The 21,734-nt window shown below is 39.3% G+C and carries 18 protein-coding genes; 14 read left to right on the top strand and 4 right to left on the bottom strand.

Annotated elements, in window-relative coordinates:
* The first annotated feature begins 2 nt into the window (after nucleotides 1–2).
* The 7 genes from walK to rlmH all read left to right on the top strand — a co-directional run bounded on the left by walK (nucleotide 3) and on the right by rlmH (nucleotide 6,986).
* Nucleotides 3–1,817: a cell wall metabolism sensor histidine kinase WalK gene (gene walK / locus KOL94_RS16565; protein WP_221567487.1), complete on the top strand. Its 1,815-nt coding sequence runs from the start codon at nucleotides 3–5 to the stop codon at nucleotides 1,815–1,817.
* Nucleotides 1,817–3,241 (top strand): YycH family regulatory protein, encoded by a 1,425-nt coding sequence (locus tag KOL94_RS16560; protein ID WP_221567486.1) that lies wholly within the window; start codon nucleotides 1,817–1,819, stop codon nucleotides 3,239–3,241. Before walK ends, KOL94_RS16560 begins: the two co-directional genes overlap by 1 nt.
* A 3-nt stretch (nucleotides 3,242–3,244) precedes the next feature.
* Nucleotides 3,245–4,048, top strand: coding sequence for a two-component system regulatory protein YycI (gene yycI, locus KOL94_RS16555; RefSeq protein ID WP_221567485.1), 804 nt, complete (start codon nucleotides 3,245–3,247; stop codon nucleotides 4,046–4,048).
* A gap of 1 nt (nucleotide 4,049) precedes the next feature.
* A complete protein-coding gene (locus KOL94_RS16550) occupies nucleotides 4,050–4,838 on the top strand; it encodes an MBL fold metallo-hydrolase (RefSeq protein WP_221567484.1) in 789 nt (262 codons plus the stop codon).
* 141 nt (nucleotides 4,839–4,979) lie between these two features.
* A complete protein-coding gene (locus KOL94_RS16545; protein WP_221567483.1) occupies nucleotides 4,980–6,182 on the top strand; it encodes a S1C family serine protease in 1,203 nt (400 codons plus the stop codon).
* Nucleotides 6,183–6,265: 83 nt separating this feature from the next.
* Nucleotides 6,266–6,424: a CxxH/CxxC protein gene (locus tag KOL94_RS16540; protein WP_221567482.1), complete on the top strand. Its 159-nt coding sequence runs from the start codon at nucleotides 6,266–6,268 to the stop codon at nucleotides 6,422–6,424.
* 82 nt (nucleotides 6,425–6,506) lie between these two features.
* Complete coding sequence (gene rlmH / locus KOL94_RS16535; RefSeq protein ID WP_221567481.1) at nucleotides 6,507–6,986, top strand: 23S rRNA (pseudouridine(1915)-N(3))-methyltransferase RlmH; 480 nt, start codon at nucleotides 6,507–6,509, stop codon at nucleotides 6,984–6,986.
* Nucleotides 6,987–7,245: 259 nt separating this feature from the next.
* Here rlmH and KOL94_RS16530 read toward each other — a convergent pair whose 3' ends face one another.
* The 3 genes from KOL94_RS16530 to KOL94_RS16520 form a co-directional block, all read right to left on the bottom strand.
* Nucleotides 7,246–7,743: a hypothetical protein gene (locus KOL94_RS16530; RefSeq protein ID WP_221567480.1), complete on the bottom strand. Its 498-nt coding sequence runs from the start codon at nucleotides 7,741–7,743 to the stop codon at nucleotides 7,246–7,248.
* A 492-nt stretch (nucleotides 7,744–8,235) separates the two neighbouring features.
* Complete coding sequence (locus KOL94_RS16525) at nucleotides 8,236–8,847, bottom strand: DUF421 domain-containing protein (RefSeq protein ID WP_221567479.1); 612 nt, start codon at nucleotides 8,845–8,847, stop codon at nucleotides 8,236–8,238.
* 284 nt (nucleotides 8,848–9,131) lie between these two features.
* Nucleotides 9,132–10,439 (bottom strand): voltage-gated chloride channel family protein, encoded by a 1,308-nt coding sequence (locus KOL94_RS16520; RefSeq protein ID WP_221567478.1) that lies wholly within the window; start codon nucleotides 10,437–10,439, stop codon nucleotides 9,132–9,134.
* Nucleotides 10,440–10,813: 374 nt separating this feature from the next.
* On the opposite strand from KOL94_RS16520, the gene KOL94_RS16515 reads away from it, so the two are divergent.
* Nucleotides 10,814–12,631, top strand: coding sequence for a LysM peptidoglycan-binding domain-containing protein (locus KOL94_RS16515; RefSeq protein ID WP_221567477.1), 1,818 nt, complete (start codon nucleotides 10,814–10,816; stop codon nucleotides 12,629–12,631).
* Nucleotides 12,632–13,133: 502 nt separating this feature from the next.
* On the opposite strand, the gene ymzB is transcribed toward KOL94_RS16515, so the two are convergent.
* Nucleotides 13,134–13,484 (bottom strand): protein YmzB, encoded by a 351-nt coding sequence (gene ymzB, locus KOL94_RS16510; protein ID WP_221567476.1) that lies wholly within the window; start codon nucleotides 13,482–13,484, stop codon nucleotides 13,134–13,136.
* 618 nt (nucleotides 13,485–14,102) lie between these two features.
* Between ymzB and KOL94_RS16505 the strand changes: the two genes are divergently transcribed.
* The 6 genes from KOL94_RS16505 to KOL94_RS16480 all read left to right on the top strand — a co-directional run bounded on the left by KOL94_RS16505 (nucleotide 14,103) and on the right by KOL94_RS16480 (nucleotide 21,695).
* A complete protein-coding gene (locus KOL94_RS16505) occupies nucleotides 14,103–15,605 on the top strand; it encodes a malate:quinone oxidoreductase (protein WP_221567475.1) in 1,503 nt (500 codons plus the stop codon).
* 446 nt (nucleotides 15,606–16,051) lie between these two features.
* Nucleotides 16,052–16,672 (top strand): NUDIX hydrolase, encoded by a 621-nt coding sequence (locus KOL94_RS16500; protein WP_221567474.1) that lies wholly within the window; start codon nucleotides 16,052–16,054, stop codon nucleotides 16,670–16,672.
* 41 nt (nucleotides 16,673–16,713) lie between these two features.
* Nucleotides 16,714–17,433 carry a sulfite exporter TauE/SafE family protein gene (locus KOL94_RS16495; RefSeq protein WP_221567473.1) on the top strand — a complete coding sequence of 240 codons (720 nt, stop codon included), beginning with the start codon at nucleotides 16,714–16,716 and terminating at the stop codon, nucleotides 17,431–17,433.
* 41 nt (nucleotides 17,434–17,474) lie between these two features.
* Complete coding sequence (locus tag KOL94_RS16490; protein WP_221567472.1) at nucleotides 17,475–18,464, top strand: LacI family DNA-binding transcriptional regulator; 990 nt, start codon at nucleotides 17,475–17,477, stop codon at nucleotides 18,462–18,464.
* A 216-nt stretch (nucleotides 18,465–18,680) separates the two neighbouring features.
* Nucleotides 18,681–20,090, top strand: coding sequence for a sucrose-specific PTS transporter subunit IIBC (locus KOL94_RS16485; RefSeq protein WP_221567471.1), 1,410 nt, complete (start codon nucleotides 18,681–18,683; stop codon nucleotides 20,088–20,090).
* 99 nt (nucleotides 20,091–20,189) lie between these two features.
* Entirely contained in the window at nucleotides 20,190–21,695 is a 1,506-nt protein-coding gene (locus KOL94_RS16480) for a glycoside hydrolase family 32 protein (protein ID WP_260412353.1), read from the top strand.
* Nucleotides 21,696–21,734 lie beyond the last annotated feature (39 nt).

Here is a 21,734-nt window from a genome sequence, read left to right as displayed (position 1 = left end):
CAATGAAAAAGGTTGGCTTCTTTAAATCAATACATTTTAAATTTGTTGTGGTTTATATACTTCTTATCATAATCGCCATGCAAGTCATTGGCGTTCTTTTTATGGAGCGGCAAGAAGATAAACTGAAGGAGAACTTCACGAAAAATGTCGACGAGAACGCCAGCATGATTGAGGCTACTTTGGAAGAAGAACTGGAAAGACTGATGACTGAGCCAGAAAAAGAAGAGCCTAAACAAAAGTTAGCTTCGCTTATCAGTGATTTTTCAATTAAGGATATGGATCGATTATGGGTGGTCAATACGGATTTGCAAATCATAGGGGCGAATGATGAGGAGCAGATCGGAAAAAAAGCCTCACATCCTGAAATTTCCCAAGCACTTCTCGGTTCGAGCACGAACGATATTTATCAAAATGATGATGGGGATCGTATTTATGTCGTTACGCAACCTATCATAAATGAGCCAAATGGAGAAATATTAGGTGCTATATATATCCAGGCATCAATTGAAGAAATATACGAATTATCCCAAACACTCAACGAAATTCTAGCAAATGCGACAATTATTGCCCTGGCAATAACTGCAGTATTAGGCATCATTCTTGCCCGGACGATCACCAGGCCTTTAGCAGATATGCAGAAGCAGGCGAAAGTCATGGCGAGAGGAGATTTCACACGTAAGGTAAGGGTATATGATCAGGACGAAATTGGTCAACTTGCAGCGTCCTTTAATGATTTAACTCAAAAGTTGCAAGAGGCTAACGAAATCACGGAAAGCGAAAGGACAAAGTTGCGTTCTGTCCTTTCCTATATGACCGATGGTGTAATGGCAACTGATCGAGATGGATATATCATCCTTATGAATGACCGTGCTGAAGAAATGTTATCTTTATCCCGGCATGAAGCAATGGGCAGGTTTTTACCGGAAATCTTGGGTGTAGAAGAAGATTTCTCCATTGAACAATTAGAGGAATCACCAAGCTCGTTAATACTAGACTACAGCTCGAAAGAAGTCCCTTTCATTATCCGAGCAAGCTTTTCCGTAATCCAAAAAGATGATGGACCTGTAAATGGGATTATCACCGTCTTGCATGATGTAACCGAACAGGAACAGATTGAAAAGGAACGCAGAGAGTTCGTATCGAATGTTTCGCATGAACTAAGAACTCCATTGACAACGATGAGGAGCTATCTAGAAGCATTGGCTGAAGGTGCATGGCAAGATAAAAATCTCGCACCAAAGTTTTTGAATGTTACTCAAACGGAAACAGAACGGATGATCCGGCTTGTCACAGACCTTCTTCAATTGTCAAAAATGGATAACAAAGACAATCAGCTAAATTTCCAGAAAGTCAATTTAACTGAATTAATGCAACAAGTGATCGATCGTTTTGAGATGTCCAAAAGTGAAAAGATAACATTTGAAAAACACCTATATGATAAGCCGTTGCCAGTACGGGTTGACCCGGACAAGATCATTCAAGTACTGGATAATATCATATCCAACGCATTAAAGTATTCGCCAGATGGCGGTAAGGTGATTTTCCGACTCCAGAAAGAAGCTACGAAAATCCATATCAGCATAAGAGATGAAGGGGTCGGAATTCCAAAGCAGAACCTTACGAAAGTATTCGATCGATTCTATCGTGTCGACAAAGCTCGCTCTCGTGAAATTGGAGGTACAGGATTAGGTCTGGCAATTGCGAGTGAAGTGGTCAAAGCCCACAAAGGGGAAATCTGGGCCGAAAGCGAGTATGGGAAAGGAACGACCATCCATGTGACACTCCCTACTCACTATACCAGGGAGGCAAAAGAGTAATGCTAATGAAGAGATTCACCCGTCAACTGAAAAAATCCTATTCTGCTATATGGAACAAAATTGAATTTATCAAGACGGTCTTGTTGACTCTTCTTATTATACTCAGTATTTTCTTGACCTATAATTTGTGGACCTTTACTCCAAATAATAAAGTGCTTGAAAACGAAGCAACCATTGAAACGAAAATCCCTCAAGATGAGGACGGCAAGTCGGAAAAGTTAGCGAATATCATCCAGCCAAGAAAAATTGTCCTTCACAAGGGTGGAGAACATTATTGGTCCTATTCAAAAGATCAGAATGAAATCTATGATCGATTACAATCGACTTTATTGATCAGTAATAATAATAAAAAACCAGTTGAATATAAAGCGGACATTCCATCAGATGGCGTTGATATCATCTATCCTACTGGTATTCCAGTAGACGTATTGAAGGAAACATTCCAATTCAGTAAGGATAATCCATTTGAAAATAAAAAAGGCAATGTCAAACGATTAAGGGTTTTCGAAACGGATGGAGAATGGAATTTGCAATTCATTTTTGAACCTGAAGGGAATCCATATGAACTCGATCAACTGAAGGAGCGCGTTGCCTATCAATTTCAGTTGTCTGATAATAAGATTAAAACATCGATCGATAAAATGATTAGTTCCCAGAATACGGCTCAGGTAGAACCATTTGAACTGGGAGAGAATAAATGGCCGTTTTATCTGCCAGTTGATAAATTAAAGATAGATACTTATTTATACCGAGCCTACCAATTAGATATTAATTTATTCGTAAGAGCTCTATTACCAAGTAATGTTGTTACGGAGCACATGGAGGATAGAATCCTTTATGGTAAATCAAAAAGTTTCATCGCTTATTATGAAAACGAGAATAAATTCACCTATAACAGCAACTGGAATAGTCAAGATAATGTGATGAGACAAAACCCGATCATTCAAAGCCTTGATTTTATCAATAACCATGCAGGTTGGACTGATAAGTATCACCTGTACTACTATAACGATTCAACTATTGATGACGAAACAACCAACAGTCAAACGGAGATTGCGTATCAGATGATCATAAACGGATTTCCTGTCTTGAATAATTTCAATTCTATCGGAGAAATCAACTTGAAATGGACAGCCAATCAAGCCGATGAGTACAGGCGTTCGCTTACGTATTTGAAGGATCCTACAGAAATCAACCCTCCATTGGACGTTTTGGAAAAAGGGTCTGAAGTCATTGAAGCTTTATCTGCGGTCCCCAACCCTGAAGACATTACAGATATAACGATTGGATATGTCCTTCGCCCTGCAGAAAGTGATACTTTATTTTCTCTGGAACCTGCATGGTATTATAAGTCATCTTGGGTAAAGGATTGGAGAAGAGTGAATTTTCCAAAAGATGAGCCTTTATCCGAGCAAGGAGGGTAACTTATGGATTGGAAAAATATAAAAACCATTTTCATATTCTCCTTCCTGATTTTGAATGTCTATCTAGGAACTGAATTTTATGAGAAAATAAATCCGGAGTTCGATACTATTGAGGAAGAAACGTTGAATAAGCTGGTTGATAAAATCGATTTTGAAGAAGAATATCCGGAAATTCCAAAAGAGCTTTATGTTGTAAGCGGTACAGCTACATTATTTGATGAACAATCGGTAGCGGAATTCACCAATAAAAACAAGAATCAGGAAATCAGTGTTTTGTCTGATAAAGTCATCCATTCAAAATTGAAGGAACCGTACCCACTTTCCTCGCACAGTGATGCCAAAGAACAACTTCAGACGTTCATCAAGGGTTATGTACCGAATGCTGATCAATATCAATATTGGAGATACGATGACAAAAGGAAGCTTCATATTTTCAGACAGCATCAAGAGGAAATACCTTTTTATTTCAACGATTCCATTTCTCAAGGTAATTTGACAGGTCTCATTGAAATTTCGGTTGAAGAAGAAGAGATTACAAGTTATAATCTTACCTCGATGCAAATAAAAAAAGAAGAAAAAGTACAGAAGTTGATTACAGCTGAAGAAGCTCTTTTAGTCGAAGCCATCCCGTATGGGACGAAGTTAAAAGACATCAAACCTGTCTATTACACTTTCTACCTTAACGGGGGCTATAAATTATTCGTTCCAAGCTGGCATATCGTGACGGAAAATCAAGAATTGATAGTGGATGCCACAGATTCATCTCCCATCTCCCTTGAAGAAGATGTAGAAGAAAGTGAGGAATAACGTGAGATTCAGTGTTTTAGCCAGTGGTAGCACAGGAAACGCATGTTATGTCGAAACCGATTCAAGCCGTTTGCTTGTCGATGTCGGGCTAAGCGGAAAGAAAATAGAATCGTTGTTTAAAAAAATCAATCGTGATCCGAAGTTCCTTGATGGAATTCTCGTAACGCATGAACATAGTGATCATATCAAAGGATTAGGGATTCTATCACGACGTTTCAAACTGCCTATCTACGCCAATGAAAAAACATGGCTTGCTATGGAAAATCAAATCGGCAAAATTCCTACGGATTTGAAATTTCACTTTGAGTGTGATCGCGTACAAACCTTCGGTGATCTAGATGTCGAATCATTTGGCGTTTCACATGACGCCGCATCACCCCAATTCTATGTTTTCCATCATGGAGACAAGAAAATGACCCTTGCAACCGATATGGGTTATGTCAGTGATCGCATCAAAGGAACTGTAAAAGACTCGGATATGATCATCTTTGAATCCAATCACGATATCGATATGTTGATGATGGGGAAATATCCTTGGAATATAAAACGTAGGATTCTCGGGGATCAAGGGCATGTGTCCAATGAAGATGCAGGTGAAGCTCTTGCAGAAATCATCGGTGACAAAACACGTCGTATCTATCTGGCTCATTTAAGCAAAGATAACAATATGAAAGATCTCGCTAGGATGTCGGTACAGCAAACCTTAGAAAAACGCGGTTTTGAAATTGGTGAAAAATTCGCCCTTTATGATACCGATGCAGAAGTGCCTACAGATCTTACAACTGTATAGAGAACACCGTTTAAAAACCTTCAGTGACGGAAATATAGTAAGTGGTTGACAAATGTCAAAAATCACCCAAATTCCGATAACTGGCGGTTTTTTTGTTTATAATGGGAATAACAATTATAACTGAAAGGGATGATGAGATAAATGGGTTACTATGATCACGACTATCGTAATCCTCAAAAATCTAAGGGGAAAAAATCAAGAAGTTTTCTAATGGGTTTAACCGGGGTTTTGCTTGGTGCTCTTTTAGTCATTTTTGCAACTGACTTCGGTTTATTTTCAGGTGATCTTAAGATGAATCCCAATAAGGATGCCGCTGGAGATACAGAACAAAATGTGACTAATGAAACGGTGAATGTGGATGTCAATACAGCTATAACAGAAGCTGTGGAAAAAGCACAAGGGGCTGTAGTCGAAGTAGAGAATATCCAAAAGTCCAGCATGTTTTCACAAGAAAACCCTACTGGAGTAGGGTCCGGGGTCATCTATAAAAAAGAAGGTGGAAAAGCTTTTGTGGTTACGAATGCACACGTAGTAGCGAAGGCGAGCCAAATCGAAATAGCATTAGCTGATGGAACTAAATTAGAAGCTGAACTGCTAGGATCCGATCAAATTATGGATTTGGCCGTTTTGCAGGTTGATGGAAACAAAATTAAGGAAGTCGCGGTATTTGGGAGTTCAAGCAACTTGAAACCAGGGGAACCGGCGATAGCAATCGGAAACCCTCTCGGAAACTTTCCGGGCACAGTAACACAAGGCATTGTAAGCGCTGCTGATCGTACGATTGGGGTCGATCCAAATCAAGATGGTCAACCTGATTGGCAGGCTGAAGTCATTCAGACGGATGCAGCAATCAATCCAGGAAACAGTGGCGGTGCTTTAATCAATATAAAAGGTCAAGTGATTGGTATCAATTCGATGAAGATAGCTCAGCAATCAGTAGAAGGAATCGGATTTGCAATCCCTTCAGATGTTGCTAGGCCAATCATTGGCGATCTCGAAAGCCACGGTAAGGTTTTACGTCCATATATGGGAGTTGAAATTGCACCACTAGCGCAAGTCTCACGTTATCATAGGGAACAAACGCTTAAAATTCCGAACGATATTAATCAAGGTGTCGTCATCATGGGTGTCCAAGGGAACTCCCCAGCAGGGAAAGCTGGTTTGAAAGAATTTGATGTCATTGTCGAGCTTGATGGGGAAAAAGTTGGATCACCAGCAGAGTTACGAAAACATCTGTATTCAAACAAGGAAATTGACGAGGATATGGAAATTACGTATTATCGTGAAGGAGAAAAGAAAACGACAACGATGACATTAGGTGAAGCAGAAGGAACGGGAGAGTAATTGAACTCTCCCTTTTTCATGCAAGAAAACCGATTGTGCTACACTAGTCTTATATGGAAAATAACGCAAGGAAGTGATAAGAAGTGATCGCATGCTGCAAAGAACATGTTGAACTTGCACTAGATATCATTGTCGATGAATATGAAACTTCACCAGAAATGAAAGAACTCACAAAAGCAGAACAATTATCCACAACCTGTGAATATTGCGAAAATAACGCCATATATATGGTGTCAAACTAATGTTCCTATACAGAATGTGGATAGAAAATGTGTATATGTGGATAAGTTTTGTGGATAACGTGTTTATAGAGGTGGACAACCTGTGAATATACAAATCATTACCGTAGGAAAATTGAAAGAGAAGTATTTGAAGCAAGGAATCGCTGAATATGTAAAACGAATTGGTCCCTATGCAAAAATCGATGTGATTGAAGTCCCTGACGAAAAAGCGCCTGAGCAGTTGAGTGAGAATGAAATGGTGAAGGTGAAAGATGCGGAAGGCTCACGTCTCCTTGCAAAGATCGGGCAAGATGTCCATGTTATCGCGCTCGCTATTGAAGGCAAACAAAAGACGTCAGAGCAGCTTGCTAAGAATCTAGATCAGCTCGCAACTTATGGGAAATCTAAAATTGCATTTGTGATCGGAGGATCTTTAGGATTAAGTGAAGCAGTATTAAATAGAGCCAATGACCAATTATCTTTTTCTAGAATGACCTTTCCTCATCAACTTATGCGATTGATTCTCGTAGAGCAGATCTATCGAGCCTTCAAGATCAATCGAGGGGAACCGTATCATAAATAGAGGCATAAGCAAGGGGTATCATTTGATTCAGAGGAGAATCCTTGTGGTAAATGCACTGATTATCACAGCTGCGGCCATCTTCGCAAAAAAAAGGCCTAGCAAGGTGCTGGCCAAACCAATGAAGAATGTGCGAATCTACTGCTTCGTACAGTCTGTGGAGCAAGATTATCACTATTGTGAAGTCAACGTGGACAAGTCTTCGACTCGGAAATCTCCATGTTTTCGGTTACTTTGCTTTCCTTCTCCAATGAAGGGGACGCTAAGTCAGTTCTTGGTCATTTTTGAGTTTCGCTTTAGGCTGTTTGAACACTTCGTCCTGCCACAGTTGATACAGATAGATGATAAACGCAAAACCGACCATCATAGCAACAATAGCTATTGTAGACAAAGTCGATTCACTCGAAACAAGCCCCATCCGTTGCCATACCGGGTAAACGATGTACATAAATAACCCGTCCAAAAGTATATTGACAGTCAAATACATCCAAAATTTCCCGAAAGTAAAGCGGAATATCCAGATAACTATAACTAAATATGCTCCATACACCCAAGGAACCGGGACGACTTTATCCCACCCGAACAGACTGGAACCTGTCTCTTTCCACCATCCGTAATGGTAGGCCGCTTGATATGCCAAGGTATGAATAACGGTCATAAATAGAGCGACCGGCATGTACCTGCGTACAGTATCCATTTTCAAAAAAAACAAGGACGCCCAAGGCAATATCAAGAGTGACCAAAGAATAATCTGTTTCATGTCATTATTACCCCACATTAGTTTTATGTGTAGTGTTACTCTCGGTTCATATATTTATTCGATTTATCCGATAAAAGTAACTGAAACACCGACTTGGTTAAGCAGAATAACATTCCAATTGGGAATAATGTTTGCGGTTGGCTACGATTTAGAGGGTTTTATCTCATTCTTTATATACCATTTAAGCTTGGTGCTTTCTATTTAAATGCTGATATATACTTTATGGTCAAATAGAAATTTGTGTTTACATACATTACGGGGAACCGTACCATAAGTAAATGAGGTTGAGTAGGGTAAATTTATCCGATGGTAATCTATAAAATATTATATTTTTTAAACGTAGACAATTGACATAACAGGAAAAACAAAGATTCCGTTTTCCTGTTATCTCCAAGAGGAAAGACGTAGTCGAACCAAAAATTCTCCTGAAGAATATCCTTTTACAAATAATGTAAAATATCATGCCCTAGTTGAAATCATTTATCATTGCTCTTAATCAAGATTCACTTTAGGTTTTTCTTTATGCTTTCTGTTTTTAACCTCAGTAAAAATGTTATCTGACACAATTGCTTGAGTTGTTGATTTTCCATTCGGAGGATTAGATTGATTTGATTCAATCAGCGATTTCAGCATCTGAATATCCTCTTTAGTAGCGTATTGTTTATCAGACTTTAACATATATCCTAACTGACCGTTCGATTCTATTGTAGCCCATTGTAAATCAGTAAAATGCTGGATGTTTTGTTGTCTCATTCTTACTTCAAGCATATCGACTGTTAACCGCAGCTTTTTCAAATTGCTTTCATTAACTTGGCCGTTTTCGACTACCATAAGTGATTTTCCGTATATAAAGGTTTCTAGAGCATTCGATTTCAAAACGATATACTCAATAAAGAGAAGTGTACTCACCATTAGAAATGTAATCACCATTGTAATCCAAATGTTTCTGTCGCTAACAGGTTGAATAATCAATGACCCAACAGCTATCATTATGACAGTCTGAGCAACCGTAAGCTGTGAGATTGATTTTCTTCCAGCTAACCGCAAAATAAGGACTCCTCCAACGACGACTACAATAGCTTTCCATATGAAGTGTAAATCCAAAAACATCCCCTCTTTTCAAACAATATATCAATGCTACATGTTTGATATCAATTGCACTGTTTTTATTGTGGATTATATCCTTTACTTTATTCTCTATTCTTCAAAAGTTAACCATACTCGATCTCAATAGAAGTAGAATAAATCGAGACATATACAAGGAATGGTGAAAAAGTAATATACCGTTTTGCAAGTAAATATTCTGTAGTGAAGTGTCTTTATATAACTAGAACCATAATAGTACGAAACTAAAACGGCAGCATATTGCCTTTTTTACGTCTAATTTTCTAAAGTTTTTTCTTTTTTTCAACATTTTCAATGGTTTCTCCGCGGGGGATATTATATAACCTACTCTTAGGTTCATATATTTTTTGAGAAGGCCATAGCCCATGATGTCCAGAAAACAGATAACTAACGATACAAGCAACAAAAAAGTACTCTAGTCCTTTACCATCAAACATCTCCATTGCCAATAGGAAAGCTGCTATAGGCGTATTAGCACCGCCACAAAAAGCAGCAATTAATCCTAATGCAGCGAGAAATGACATAGGTAAATCCATGAATGTATGTAAGGTATTCCCTAATGTTGCCCCCATAAAAAATAAAGGTATAGCCTCTCCACCTACAAAGCCAGTTCCAAGAGTGATCGACGTAAATACCAGCTTGGCCAGGAAAGCAAAGGGAGGAACGTCTTCTTTAAAAGATTGCTCTAACATATCTAAGCCTCGACCATTGTAATCTTGTGAACCAACTATTAGCGTTAATGCCACAATGATCATTCCTCCAACAAAGGCTCTTTTCATATGGTTTTTCTTGAAAAGCTTCTCTGATAATTTTTGTATCCCATGTCTCAACTGACAGTATAAAACACTTAATAGACTGAAAATAACAGAAGCAAGAATAACTTTTAGAAACGTAATAACAGATAATTCTGGTACACTTTGTATAATAAATTCTGCGTGTTCATGTCCCCAAGCTGCTGTCGTTATAAAGTGACCAACAAAGCTAGCCACAAGACAAGGGACAAGTGCTTCAAATTTCAGCTTTCCTAAAGCAGCCATTTCCATCCCGAAAACTGCACCTGTTATGGGAGCTCCAAAGGCAGCACCAAAACCAGCACTTATACCACACATAATAAAAATTTTAGTGTCGAATCTGTTTACTTTAAAGAATTTGTTTACTGCTGCAGCTACACTTCCTCCCATTTGGACAGCTGCTCCTTCTCTTCCGGTTGAACCACCAAAAAGAACTGTTAAAAAGGTTCCAAAATAGACGATTGGCCCCATTCTCCGTGGCACCTCTTTTTTCCCATGAACTGCGTCTATCACTAGATTATTTAATTCAGCAGTGTCATTCAAAGTATTATTCAAAAATACCTTTCCGTATTTCATATATATGTATCCTAAGATAAGTCCTCCAAAGGGGAGAAGGAAGATAAGCCAATCTCTTTTTGCTCGTATATCATCTCCTAGATAATCATTTGTTTCTAAAAGAAAATTTGTTGTCGAACCGACAACTATACCAATTATACTTCCAAAAATAATCCATTTGCCAAGAATTAAAAAAAGGTTTTTATACTTTAATGTTATATCCATTCCGCAATTACCTCATTTGAGTTAGTTCAAGAAACTTTTTGTTTATTACTTCCGCAAAAATGTTAGATGACACACTTGTTTGACTGTTTTTTCGATTAGACTGACCAGTTAAATCATTGATTCTATCCAAAATGGACCGTTCGATTCTATTATTGCCCTTACAAAAATTGATTATCAAAATGAGTATCGAATAGCTGATCTATATAATGAAGAAGCAAAAGGGACTACTTCTACATTATTTAGATAAAATTTTAAAAACCTCATATTTGGTGAACTTTGCACCTCTTATCGAATAGTATATGGGCAGAGAGAGTGTACCCATTTAATACTTCAACTTTGCTAATGGAAATTTTACCTTATGGGAAGTGAATACCATGCAGACTTTTTACACAGTACGTTCAGGTGATACGGTGTACGAGATTTCCAGGAGATGGGGAATTCCGGCAGATTCCATTATTGCTGCAAACAATTTGAGAGCTCCTTACACGATTTATATTGGTCAACAGCTGTCCATTCCGCCTGGGGTGGACATAGTAAGGGTTAGACAAGGAGATTCAGTGTTTCGAATTTCACAATTATATAAAGTTCCATCTTCAGTGATAGTGGAGGCGAATCAACTTCAACCACCTTATGCCATTCAGATCGGTCAATTATTAAAGGTTCCTCCAGGTGTACCTTATTATATCGTCCAACCAGGGGATACACTGTATCAGCTTGCAGGGCGCTTTAATGTAATAACGAATGGGGAGCCAAATCATGAGCTTATCCGGATGGTAAACCAACTTCCATCCTCTCAACTATTTCCTGGTATGAAGTTAATGATTCCATACGCCCCTCCTGGTGGCCAAGGAAGGATTGCCTATATCTCTGATCGGGGTGGGAATTATGATGTTTGGTTATATAACCCCCGGACAGGAGAGAACGTGCAGCTCACCAGTGGATTAGGTGACTCCTTTTCAAGACCTGAGTGGTCACCAAACAGCAGGAGAATTGCGTTTGTAGGAAAGAACAGAATCATCTATGTAATTGAGGTTGCAACAGGTTCCATTGCTCAAATCGATCAGATTGGAGAAGAGGTTGAGTTTAAATTGGATTGGTCGCCTGACAGCACCCAAATTGCATATACAAAGCAAGGTCACATTATCTTGTACAACGTACTGTCTCATCAGGCGCAAAGCATCCAACAACCCAATTCAACAGATGTTCAATGGTTTCCCAGTAGTATGGAACTGCTTTTTCAGGCACCGGATGAATCAGGAATTAGTCAGCTTTACCGAATTCAAACCGATGGGACAGGGAAACAGCAAATCACAAGCAACACAGAAGGGCGGCTTAATAATGCCCAGCTATCACCTGACGGAAGCTTTGTACTTTATACAACACCAGGTGTCAGTATCTCCATTATTCACACCGTTGAGCTTTCAACAGGGAATGTTGTCGAAGTAAAAGGCGGGCCCCTTGCAAAGAATTATTTTCCGGAATGGTCTCATGATTCTTTAAAAATTGCTTATAGTGCTACTGCCTTGGAAGATAGAGGATATTTTTCGCAAGTTCGGACGGTGGGGAGGCGAGGAGAAGAGGATCGAATTTGGGCTATATCTAATTGTTTTGCATCACCTGTCACATGGTCTACAGATGGAACAAAAATAGCATATCTTAGTGGGTGCAGGGAACAGGAATTTGCCCGTGAAATGTGGGCTATCGACCTCCATCGCCCGGTTCCAATTCGACTAATTGAAGGAGTTAACATCCAGTCTCTTCAATGGTCTCCAACACCCATCATGGATGTATCCCAAAGCACATATACGAACACTACCTACAAGGTTCGTTTCCGATATCCATCGAACTGGCGAAAAGTGAACGAAGAAAGATACGAAGGTACTGACGGTTTCTTTCAAATATCAGCTATTTCAGCTGGTGAAAATTTGGATGAGGTGTGTCATGGGGAAGCTTTCCATCAATTAATGCCCTATGGATCCATGCCAAGAATCTTGAAGGCACGAATTCAAAACCAAGAAGCTTGCTACATTTTTCCTTCTGCGGACCAACCAGCAGAAATGATGAATCAATCCGCTTTAATCGTAAGGTATCCAACCCCGATTAATATCCAAGGTGAAACTTACAATTACTTCATCTTATGGACAGATCAACCGCATATGAAGGAGATAGGTTCAACTTTAACCTTTTTATAGAACGGGTACCTGTTCCCACGGTTTCACTAAAAAGTTAGCATACTGAAGGCGGACCCTACACACTTTCGATGTATCAAAATATCAAATACAAAAGTAATATTTAAACCCCAATGAAGGCAACTATTTCTTCGATTGCCTTTATTGGGATTATTTAATGGATAAGAAAGTATAAAAATTTTGGTTGTGGTGAAGAAATGTCCAGCTCCAATGTCCAACTACTTGGACCACTTCAGTTCTCCTGCGGCGGTCGACACATTGATTTAGGTCGAAGTGTTTGCCCTCGCTGAACCGAACTTTGTTTGGTTCGAGCCTCCTCGTCGAACTTCCAGTGACCTTCATGGCTGTACAGGGCGTTTTCGCTTTTCTTGATGTCTAGCTTCACCGCCCAACCACTAGGATCACTTCAGTTCTCCTGCGGCGGCGACAGCCTCCTCGTTGGACTTCCAGTGTCCTTCGTGGCTGAACAGGGCGCTTTCGCTTTTCTTGATGTCTTGCTGACTTTTTATCCGTACAGTTCAATCGTATAAGTCCCTCGTTCAGTTACGAGGGAAAATCGGATGTCATCAAACTGGTACTGAGTTGTATCCTCCAGTGGTATTTCGTAAGAAGAAGCTGGTAGAGGCACTCCGCCTTGTGCATCTATTTCAGTTGTTCCTTCACCAATTAAATGGATCGAATGCATGGGCTCATAATCATCGATTCTTCTTGTATCTTTATGATAAGAAATATCATCCAATTTCATAATGATGCTATCCTGATCACCGAGTTCCTGCTTTGTGATCTTAATGGTCTTTCCGCTCCATTGCTGTATGAATTGATTGAATTGTTCCACCGTCAAGTAATTATTGTTCATATAGATCCCTCCTGCCTTTTATATTTTCCCAGAAATCAGGTATCATACTGTTGAAGCTTTTTTGTTTAGGCTTGTTAATTTTTATTGTTGATTACTACGAAATTCACTTCCCTGTATAACCCACTTCCGCAAGCCTCCTCCTTCGACGTTCACCACAGGACGTACTTGTACAGGATGTACTGACTTCGACGTTCACCATAGGACGTGGTGGTATTTAGTCGAAGTTCATTATTATAGTTGAAGTTCCTTTTAAAAAGTGTGGATCCTCGCTTGGCTCGCTTTTCCCGCAGGAGTGTCGCGAATTATGTTTAAAATCAACAAAGTTCTTTCACAGAGCCTATGTTTAAACTCAAGTAAAAATTTTGGTGAGTGTGTCCAGTTGTAATTGATACCAATGCCTCGATCCCGCCGCCAACAAGCTGATGCCTTGTTTTTTTGCATGTTTCTGGTTGTATAAAGGACTCCCCTTTTTTACCAACCTTAAATGGTATATAATTATCAGAGAATAGTAGAAATTCGTTAAAATCTTTAAATTATTGTAACTACACTATGATATGGTTGATAGAGACAAGGTTTCCCTAGGCTGTACTGTAAATCAAAGGTATAAGGATGGTAAAAATGAGCAACAGAGAATCTAAAATAAATGTAATCTTAATTGGCGCTGGGATCATGAGCGCGACTTTAGGAGCACTCCTGAAAGAATTAGTACCGGACTGGAAAATTACAGTGTTTGAGAAGCTTGGAAAAACAGGTGAGGAAAGCTCTAACGAATGGAATAATGCAGGAACGGGACATGCTGCATTGTGTGAGCTTAATTACACAAACGAAAAACCAGACGGATCTATAGATATAAGCAAAGCGATAAAAATCAATGAACAGTTTCAGCTTTCAAGACAATTTTGGTCTTATCTTGTAAACAGCAAGATGATAAGGGATCCGCAGGACTTTATCATGTCACTGCCTCATATGAGTTTCGTACGTGGGGAAGAGAATGTAGCGTTTTTAAAGAAACGTTTTGAAGCGATGTCAAACAATCCTTTGTTCAAAGACATGGAATTTTCTGATGACATTGAAAAGCTGATGGAATGGCTTCCGCTAGTTATGGAAGGTCGTAAAGTGAATGAACCTATAGCCGCAACAAAAATTGACTCTGGAACGGATGTCAACTTTGGCGCTTTAACACGTAAATTGTTTGATCACTTAAAGAGTAATAACGTTGATATAAACTACCAACATAGTGTTGAGGATATGAAACGTGCTAGTGATGGCTCGTGGGAATTGAAAGTCCGAAATCTTGATAGCGGTAACGTCATACGTAAAACAGCACAGTTCGTCTTTATTGGCGGCGGCGGTGGAAGCCTGCACTTACTCCAAAAATCTGGTATCCCTGAAGGAAAAGGTATTGGTGGTTTCCCGGTAAGCGGACAATTTATGGTATGCAGCAATCCGGAAGTTGTAGAGCAGCATCATGCAAAAGTATATGGAAAAGCGCCGGTTGGGGCACCTCCAATGTCTGTTCCGCACCTGGACACAAGGTATATCTCCAACAAAAAATCGTTGCTTTTTGGACCATTTGCTGGGTTCTCACCAAAGTTTTTAAAAAATGGTTCGAATTTAGATTTGCTTACTTCTGTTAATCCGAATAATGTCCTAACGATGTTGGCGGCAGGTGTAAAAGAGATGTCGTTGACAAAATACCTGATCGAACAAGTAATGTTATCGAAAGAAAAGCGCATGGAAGCTATACGAGAGTTTATTCCGGACGCCAAGAGTGAGGATTGGGATTTAGTAGTAGCAGGTCAACGTGTACAAGTTATCAAAGATACTGATGCAGGCGGTAAAGGAACACTTCAATTTGGCACTGAAGTTGTAAGTGCCGCTGATGGTTCGATAGCTGCATTGCTTGGGGCATCTCCTGGTGCTTCTACTGCAGTTCACGTTATGCTTGAGGTATTAGAAAAATGCTTCCCGCAACATATGAAAGAGTGGGAACCGAAAATAAAAGAAATGCTTCCTTCTTATGGTTTGTCACTAGTGGAAAATCCGGAGCTTATACGTGAAATTCATTCCTCAACAGCGGACGAACTTGGTTTAAGCGAAAAAGAACCAGCCTATCGTTAATTCATATCTTTCATGGCGAGAGAATAATAGATTACTAAAACGCAGAACCTTTAATCTATCTTTGGATTAAAGGTTCTTTTTAATGATTTCAGTTAGAATTGAAAGATTGTCCGAACACGGGCCAACTTCAGACAGGGAGAAGGGCAAAAAGTGAAATTCCAGTCCCAAAACAGGACTAATTGGGACAGGAGAAGAGGAAAAGACCGAAAGCTTGTCTTATTCCTAGGGTTTATTGATAAAAAGTAGATTTTGTTTTACCAATTACAGTATAGTTTTTCTTCAATGCTCTATTGGTACTTACACTAATACTGAAATAGGTATAAAGCTTTTTCCAAATATCATGAAATAATTATTTAAATGGGGCTCTTAATAAAACGAAGACTTATAACCCTAAAAACAGGCGTTTCTTCTGTTATAGTAAAGGAAACGATACTGGGAGTGTGCTTATGAAACGAAAAGATATTATTCGGAAACTGAATGAACATACACCTACCATTATCGGAAACAAGGTGTTGAATCATTACTCGATCCTTCTCCCTTTAATCCAAAAAAAAGACGGAGTGCATCTCTTGTTTGAAGTCCGCTCTCTAAATATGAGGCGTCAGCCGGGGGAAATCTGCTTTCCAGGAGGAAGAGTGGATGCTCAGGACGAACACCCTCGGGATGCGGCGGTTAGAGAAGCAAAAGAAGAACTAGGGATTACAGACGAGGAGATTACAGAGGTCTCTCCTTTTGATTATATGCTTTCCCCGTTTGGCATGATGGTGAATACGTATGTAGGTTTTTTGAATTGTTCAGATGTGAATATTGAACCGAACCCTTCTGAGGTAGAGGAAGTGTTTACAGTTCCGCTATCATTTTTCAAAAACACCCCACCAAAGATTCACTATGTAAATTTCGAGGTGAAGCCGGAAGACGGTTTTCCATTTCATTTGATTGCAAATGGTGAGGACTATCAATGGCAGACACGGAAAATCGAAGAATACTTCTATGTTTATGAAGGTAAGGTAATCTGGGGACTTACAGCAAGGATCCTGCATGCATTCGTGGAATTTATAGAGAAATGATAGTATAAACAATCATTCTTGGAAATAAAGTTGGTGTTTTCTTGGACATTGTCATCTTCATACTGATCATTCTAGTGGCTTCGGTACTGCAAACGAGCACAGGGTTCGGCTTTTCAATCCTCGCGACTCCGTTTCTATTATTGCTATTTAAACCAACAGAAGCGATACAGATCAATTTGATATTATCGTTGGTCATTTCCTGTGCTTTAATAATGAAAATCAGACAAGATATTGATTTTGGAATTTTAAAGAGGTTTGTTATTGGGAGTACGATCGGTATCCCGTTCGGCATCATCGTTTTTTTATCTTTGGATATGACCAGGTTGAAACTGGGAATTAGTTTGATCATCTTACTATTAACTGTACTATTGATCTTCAAATTTCGAATCAAACAAAATAAGAAAAAAGATTTGGTCGTCGGTGGATTATCTGGTTCGTTGACAACGAGCATCGGTATGCCTGGTCCGCCGATTTTACTTTATTTTTCGGGGACAGATACACAAAAGGAAAGATTGCGCGGAACGACATTAGCTTTCTATTTATTCATCTATTCGATGAGTTTGCTCATCCAAGTTGTTTTTGCAGGAACGAATCAAACAGTATGGCTGTCAAGCGGATATGCATTACCATTAGTTTTAGTAGGATTGTTTTTAGGTCAGCGGTTATTTGAAAGGATCAATCAAAGACTATTCCGGATCTTTACATATATCATTCTGTTATTTACGGCAATTTACTTACTTAGTGAAAATTGGTCTGTTTGATTATGGTAAAATGCAGATAAGGACTTTACGGAGGCATAGTCATGACAACGATAAAAGATATTGCAAGATTGGCAAATGTATCGCGTACGACAGTATCACGTTACATAAACAATAATGGTTATGTGAGTGAAGAAGCGAGAAAACGGATCATTAAAGCCATAAAAGAAACTGGATACATTCCAAGTGCACAAGCTAAATCACTCCGAACAAAGCGCTCAAGTGTTATTGGAGTGATTTTGCCTAAAATCAGTACGGAAACAGCAAGTAGAGTAGTGAACGGAATCAATGGTGAATTATCGAAATTCGGTTTTCAAACATTACTTGCCAATACCCAGCTCAATGAGGAAAAAGAAATCGAATATATCAAACTATTGCAAGGGCAACAGGTTGACGGAATCATTTTGTTAGCGACAAATATTAATGATCGTCTTCTCGAAGCGATAAGAGGGATTAAAATTCCTTTCATTTCCTTAGGTCAAGACCTGCCGGGGGTCACTTCACTCGTATATGATGATTACAATGCGTCTATCGAATTGACGGAACACCTTATTGAGCGTGGCCATCGGAAAATCGCTTTTATTGGTGTGGATGAAAAAGACCATGCAGTCGGCTATCTACGTAAAATGGCATTTTTAGATACCTGTGGGAAATATGACTGTGAGTTAGATGAGAAATGGCTGCAAACAGGTGATTTTAGCTATGAATCCGGTTATGAAGCTATGAAAAAAATTCTAACACAATCGAAGGCGCATCCGACGGCGATATTTGCCGTTACTGACCGAATGGCCGTTGGAGCAATTGAATATTTAAAAGAAAGAAACATCTCTATTCCAGAAGATATGGCTATAGTAGGTATTGGTGCATCGGATCTATCCAAATACATTACGCCCCCATTGACCACTGTCGATTACTTTAATGAAGAAGCAGGAAAGAAAGCTGCGAAATACATGCTTGAGAAATTGGAAAACAAACACATTGGATATAAAAGTTTTACATTAAACTATAGACTTATCATGAGAAATAGTGTATAATCTCCTGAAAACGTTATCATTTTTATATGACTGATGTGGAATCGTTCACATGTCGGTAGGAGACGCCTAAAGAAATATTTTTTTAAGAAATGTGGAATCGTTCACACAAATAACCTTTGTATGCGTTTACAAGTTCCAAAGATCCTTCGCTTCAAGGGTTGTAGGAAATTAGAATTATAACAAATACTTTATGCTAAGAAAGGAAGGATTTGTATTATGACTGAGAATAAACACATCGCTCAAAGCATCATTGACGCAATAGGCGGAAAAGAAAACATCCAATCAATTGCCCATTGTGCTACTCGACTCCGTATCATGCTAAATGATAAAGAGTTGATCGATCAAGAAAAGGTAGAGTCCATTGATAAAGTCAAAGGTGCATTCTACAATTCAGGTCAATACCAGATCATTTTAGGGACGGGCACTGTAAACCGAATTTACGAGGAGCTTTCCAACCTCGGGGTCACGGAATCTACTAAAGATGAACAGAAGAAGGAAGTCGTAAAACAAGGGAATTTCTTTCAACGTGCGATACGCTCATTTGGAGATGTATTCGTACCCATTATTCCAGCCCTAGTTGCAACTGGATTGTTTATGGGATTACGTGGTCTTGTGATGCAGGAACAAATTCTAGCACTTTTCGGGATGACACCAGATGATGTTTCACAGAACTTCATTCTTTTCACGCAAGTCTTAACTGATACTGCCTTCATCTTCTTGCCGGCTTTGATTGCATGGTCAACTTTCAGGGTTTTTGGTGGTAATCCAACTGTAGGGTTGGTATTAGGTTTCATGTTAGTATCTCCTTCTTTACCAGATGCATGGGAGGTAGCAGCAGGTGACGCAGAACCACTCACGTTTTTAGGATTCATTCCGGTACTCGGTTATCAAGGTTCTGTTTTACCCGCATTTATCGCAGGTCTTGTTGGAGCGAAATTAGAAAAACGGATTCGAAAAGTGGTGCCTGAAGTTTTAGACTTGATCGTTACACCATTTTTAACGCTATTGGTTATGATTGCCCTCTCCCTCATGGTGATTGGACCGGTTTTCCATGCTGTCGAGGAAGCCATACTTCAAGGAACACTTACAATATTAGAATTGCCATTCGGGTTAAGTGGGTTAATTATCGGATTCTTCCATCAAATCATTGTCGTAACCGGTGTTCATCATATATTCAACTTCTTGGAAATTCAGCTTTTGGAACGGTTCAGCAATAATCCGTTCAATCCGATCATTACTTGTTCAATAGCTGCACAAGGTGGAGCGGCTCTTGCCGTTGGTCTAAAATCAAGATCGAAAAAACTGAAGGCATTGGCACTTCCATCCGCCCTCTCTGCCTTTTTAGGAATTACAGAACCAGCCATCTTCGGGGTTAACTTACGCTATGTAAAACCGTTTGTCATGGGTCTTATCGGTGGAGGTGCAGGAGGTTTCATGGCAACGCTTTTCGGACTGAAAGCAACTGGTATGGCGATCACGGTGATCCCAGGAACGCTATTGTTCTTAAATGATCAAATCTTGTTCTATATTCTCGTCAATCTTGTTTCGATAGCTGTTGCGTTCGGTTTGACATGGGTAATTGGCTTTTCGGACAAAAATAAATCCGTTCAGAAAGAAACAGCATAAGAATAAAAAAGCTTATAAGGTAATGAAGACCTTGTCTAGATACAGGGTTTTCTTACTATTGGTATAAAGCAATATTCAGATAGACAGAGGAGAGGAATCATGCAGAACAAGGACCGATCATTAAGAAAGAAAGCCTATGAAGAGATAAAAGAATATCAAGAGATAGTGGAAAGTGATCCCTATCGCCTGGATTTTCATTTAATGCCACCAGTTGGGTTAATGAACGACCCGAACGGACTTATCCATTGGAAAGACAAGTATCATGTTTTTTTTCAATGGATGCCGTTCAAAACAGGACATGGAGCAAAGTTCTGGGGACATTATACGTCTCAAGACCTCATTCATTGGATATTTGAACCAATCGCACTGACACCCAGTGAATGGTATGAACAAAATGGTTGTTATTCCGGCAGTGCAGTCAACCATGATGGAAAAATGAAATTATTCTATACGGGTAATGTCAAAAATGAGAGGAATGAACGCGAGACTTATCAATGTTTAGCTGTCTCAGAGGATGGGATCCATTTTGAGAAAAAAGGAGTCGTTATCCATTTGCCAGAAGGGTATTCTGCTCATTTCCGTGATCCTAAAGTATGGAAACATCATGATAAATGGTATATGATAATCGGAGCCCAAACAAAAGATCATTTTGGTTGTGCGGTCCTTTATATGTCTGATGATTTAATTGATTGGGAGTTGAAAGGCGAGATTTCAGGTTCAAAAGAAAACGATTATCTTGGCTATATGTGGGAGTGCCCGGATTTATTCCATATGGATGGTGTGGATGTTTTCTTGTTTTCTCCTCAAGGCTTGGAACCACAAGGCATTCACTATAACAATGTTCATCAATCGGGCTATGTCATTGGTGAACTTGACTACGATGGTGCTGTTCTCCATCATGGTCCTTTCTGTGAACTTGACCGTGGATTTGAATTTTATGCTCCCCAGACCACTCTAGATGAGGAAGGGCGCCGAATATTAATCGGGTGGATGGGGGTTCCAGATCAAGATGAAGAAAAACAGCCAACTCGGGCTTATAAATGGATCCACAATATGACCATTCCGAGAGAACTTCGCATAAAAAATGGGAAATTCCATCAAAGTCCTGTAGAAGAACTTAAAAAGATGCGAGGGACCCTTTTTGAAAAGAAAGATTTCAATATAAATAACGAATCGCTGCATCTTTCTGAACTTGATGGGGACGTCATGGAAATAGTATTGAAGTTTGGACATGCTGATCCTTACAACCGCTTTGAAATCGATCTATTCGACTATGCAAAATTAATTTATCAAAACGAATCAAAAGTGCTTACCCTTGAAAGGAAAAACTTTGACAATAAATCTACAGAATCAAGAAGTTGTCAAATACCGAAGCTAGCGACATTACAATTGTTCATCGATCAGTCTTCCATTGAAGTCTTTGTTAATGACGGTGAGGAAGTCTTTTCTTCCCGGATTTTTCCTGATAAAAAGAACTCTTCTATCCACCTTTCATCGTCTGGGTCAGTCACCTTTGATTTATGGAAGTGGGAATTGACTGGGTATACGTATCAAACTTCTGAAGAGGCAAAGAGAGAAGCCAACATGAACCCATTGAATGGATAATTAGTTGATTCATACAAAAAAGCTCACAGAGAAAGTTTT

The sequence above is a fragment of the Alkalihalobacillus sp. TS-13 genome, assembly GCF_019720915.1.
Taxonomy (GTDB): Bacteria; Bacillota; Bacilli; order Bacillales; family Fictibacillaceae; genus Pseudalkalibacillus.
The sequence above is the reverse complement of the archived record's forward strand: the minus strand, read 5'-3'. Positions and strand labels throughout refer to the sequence as shown.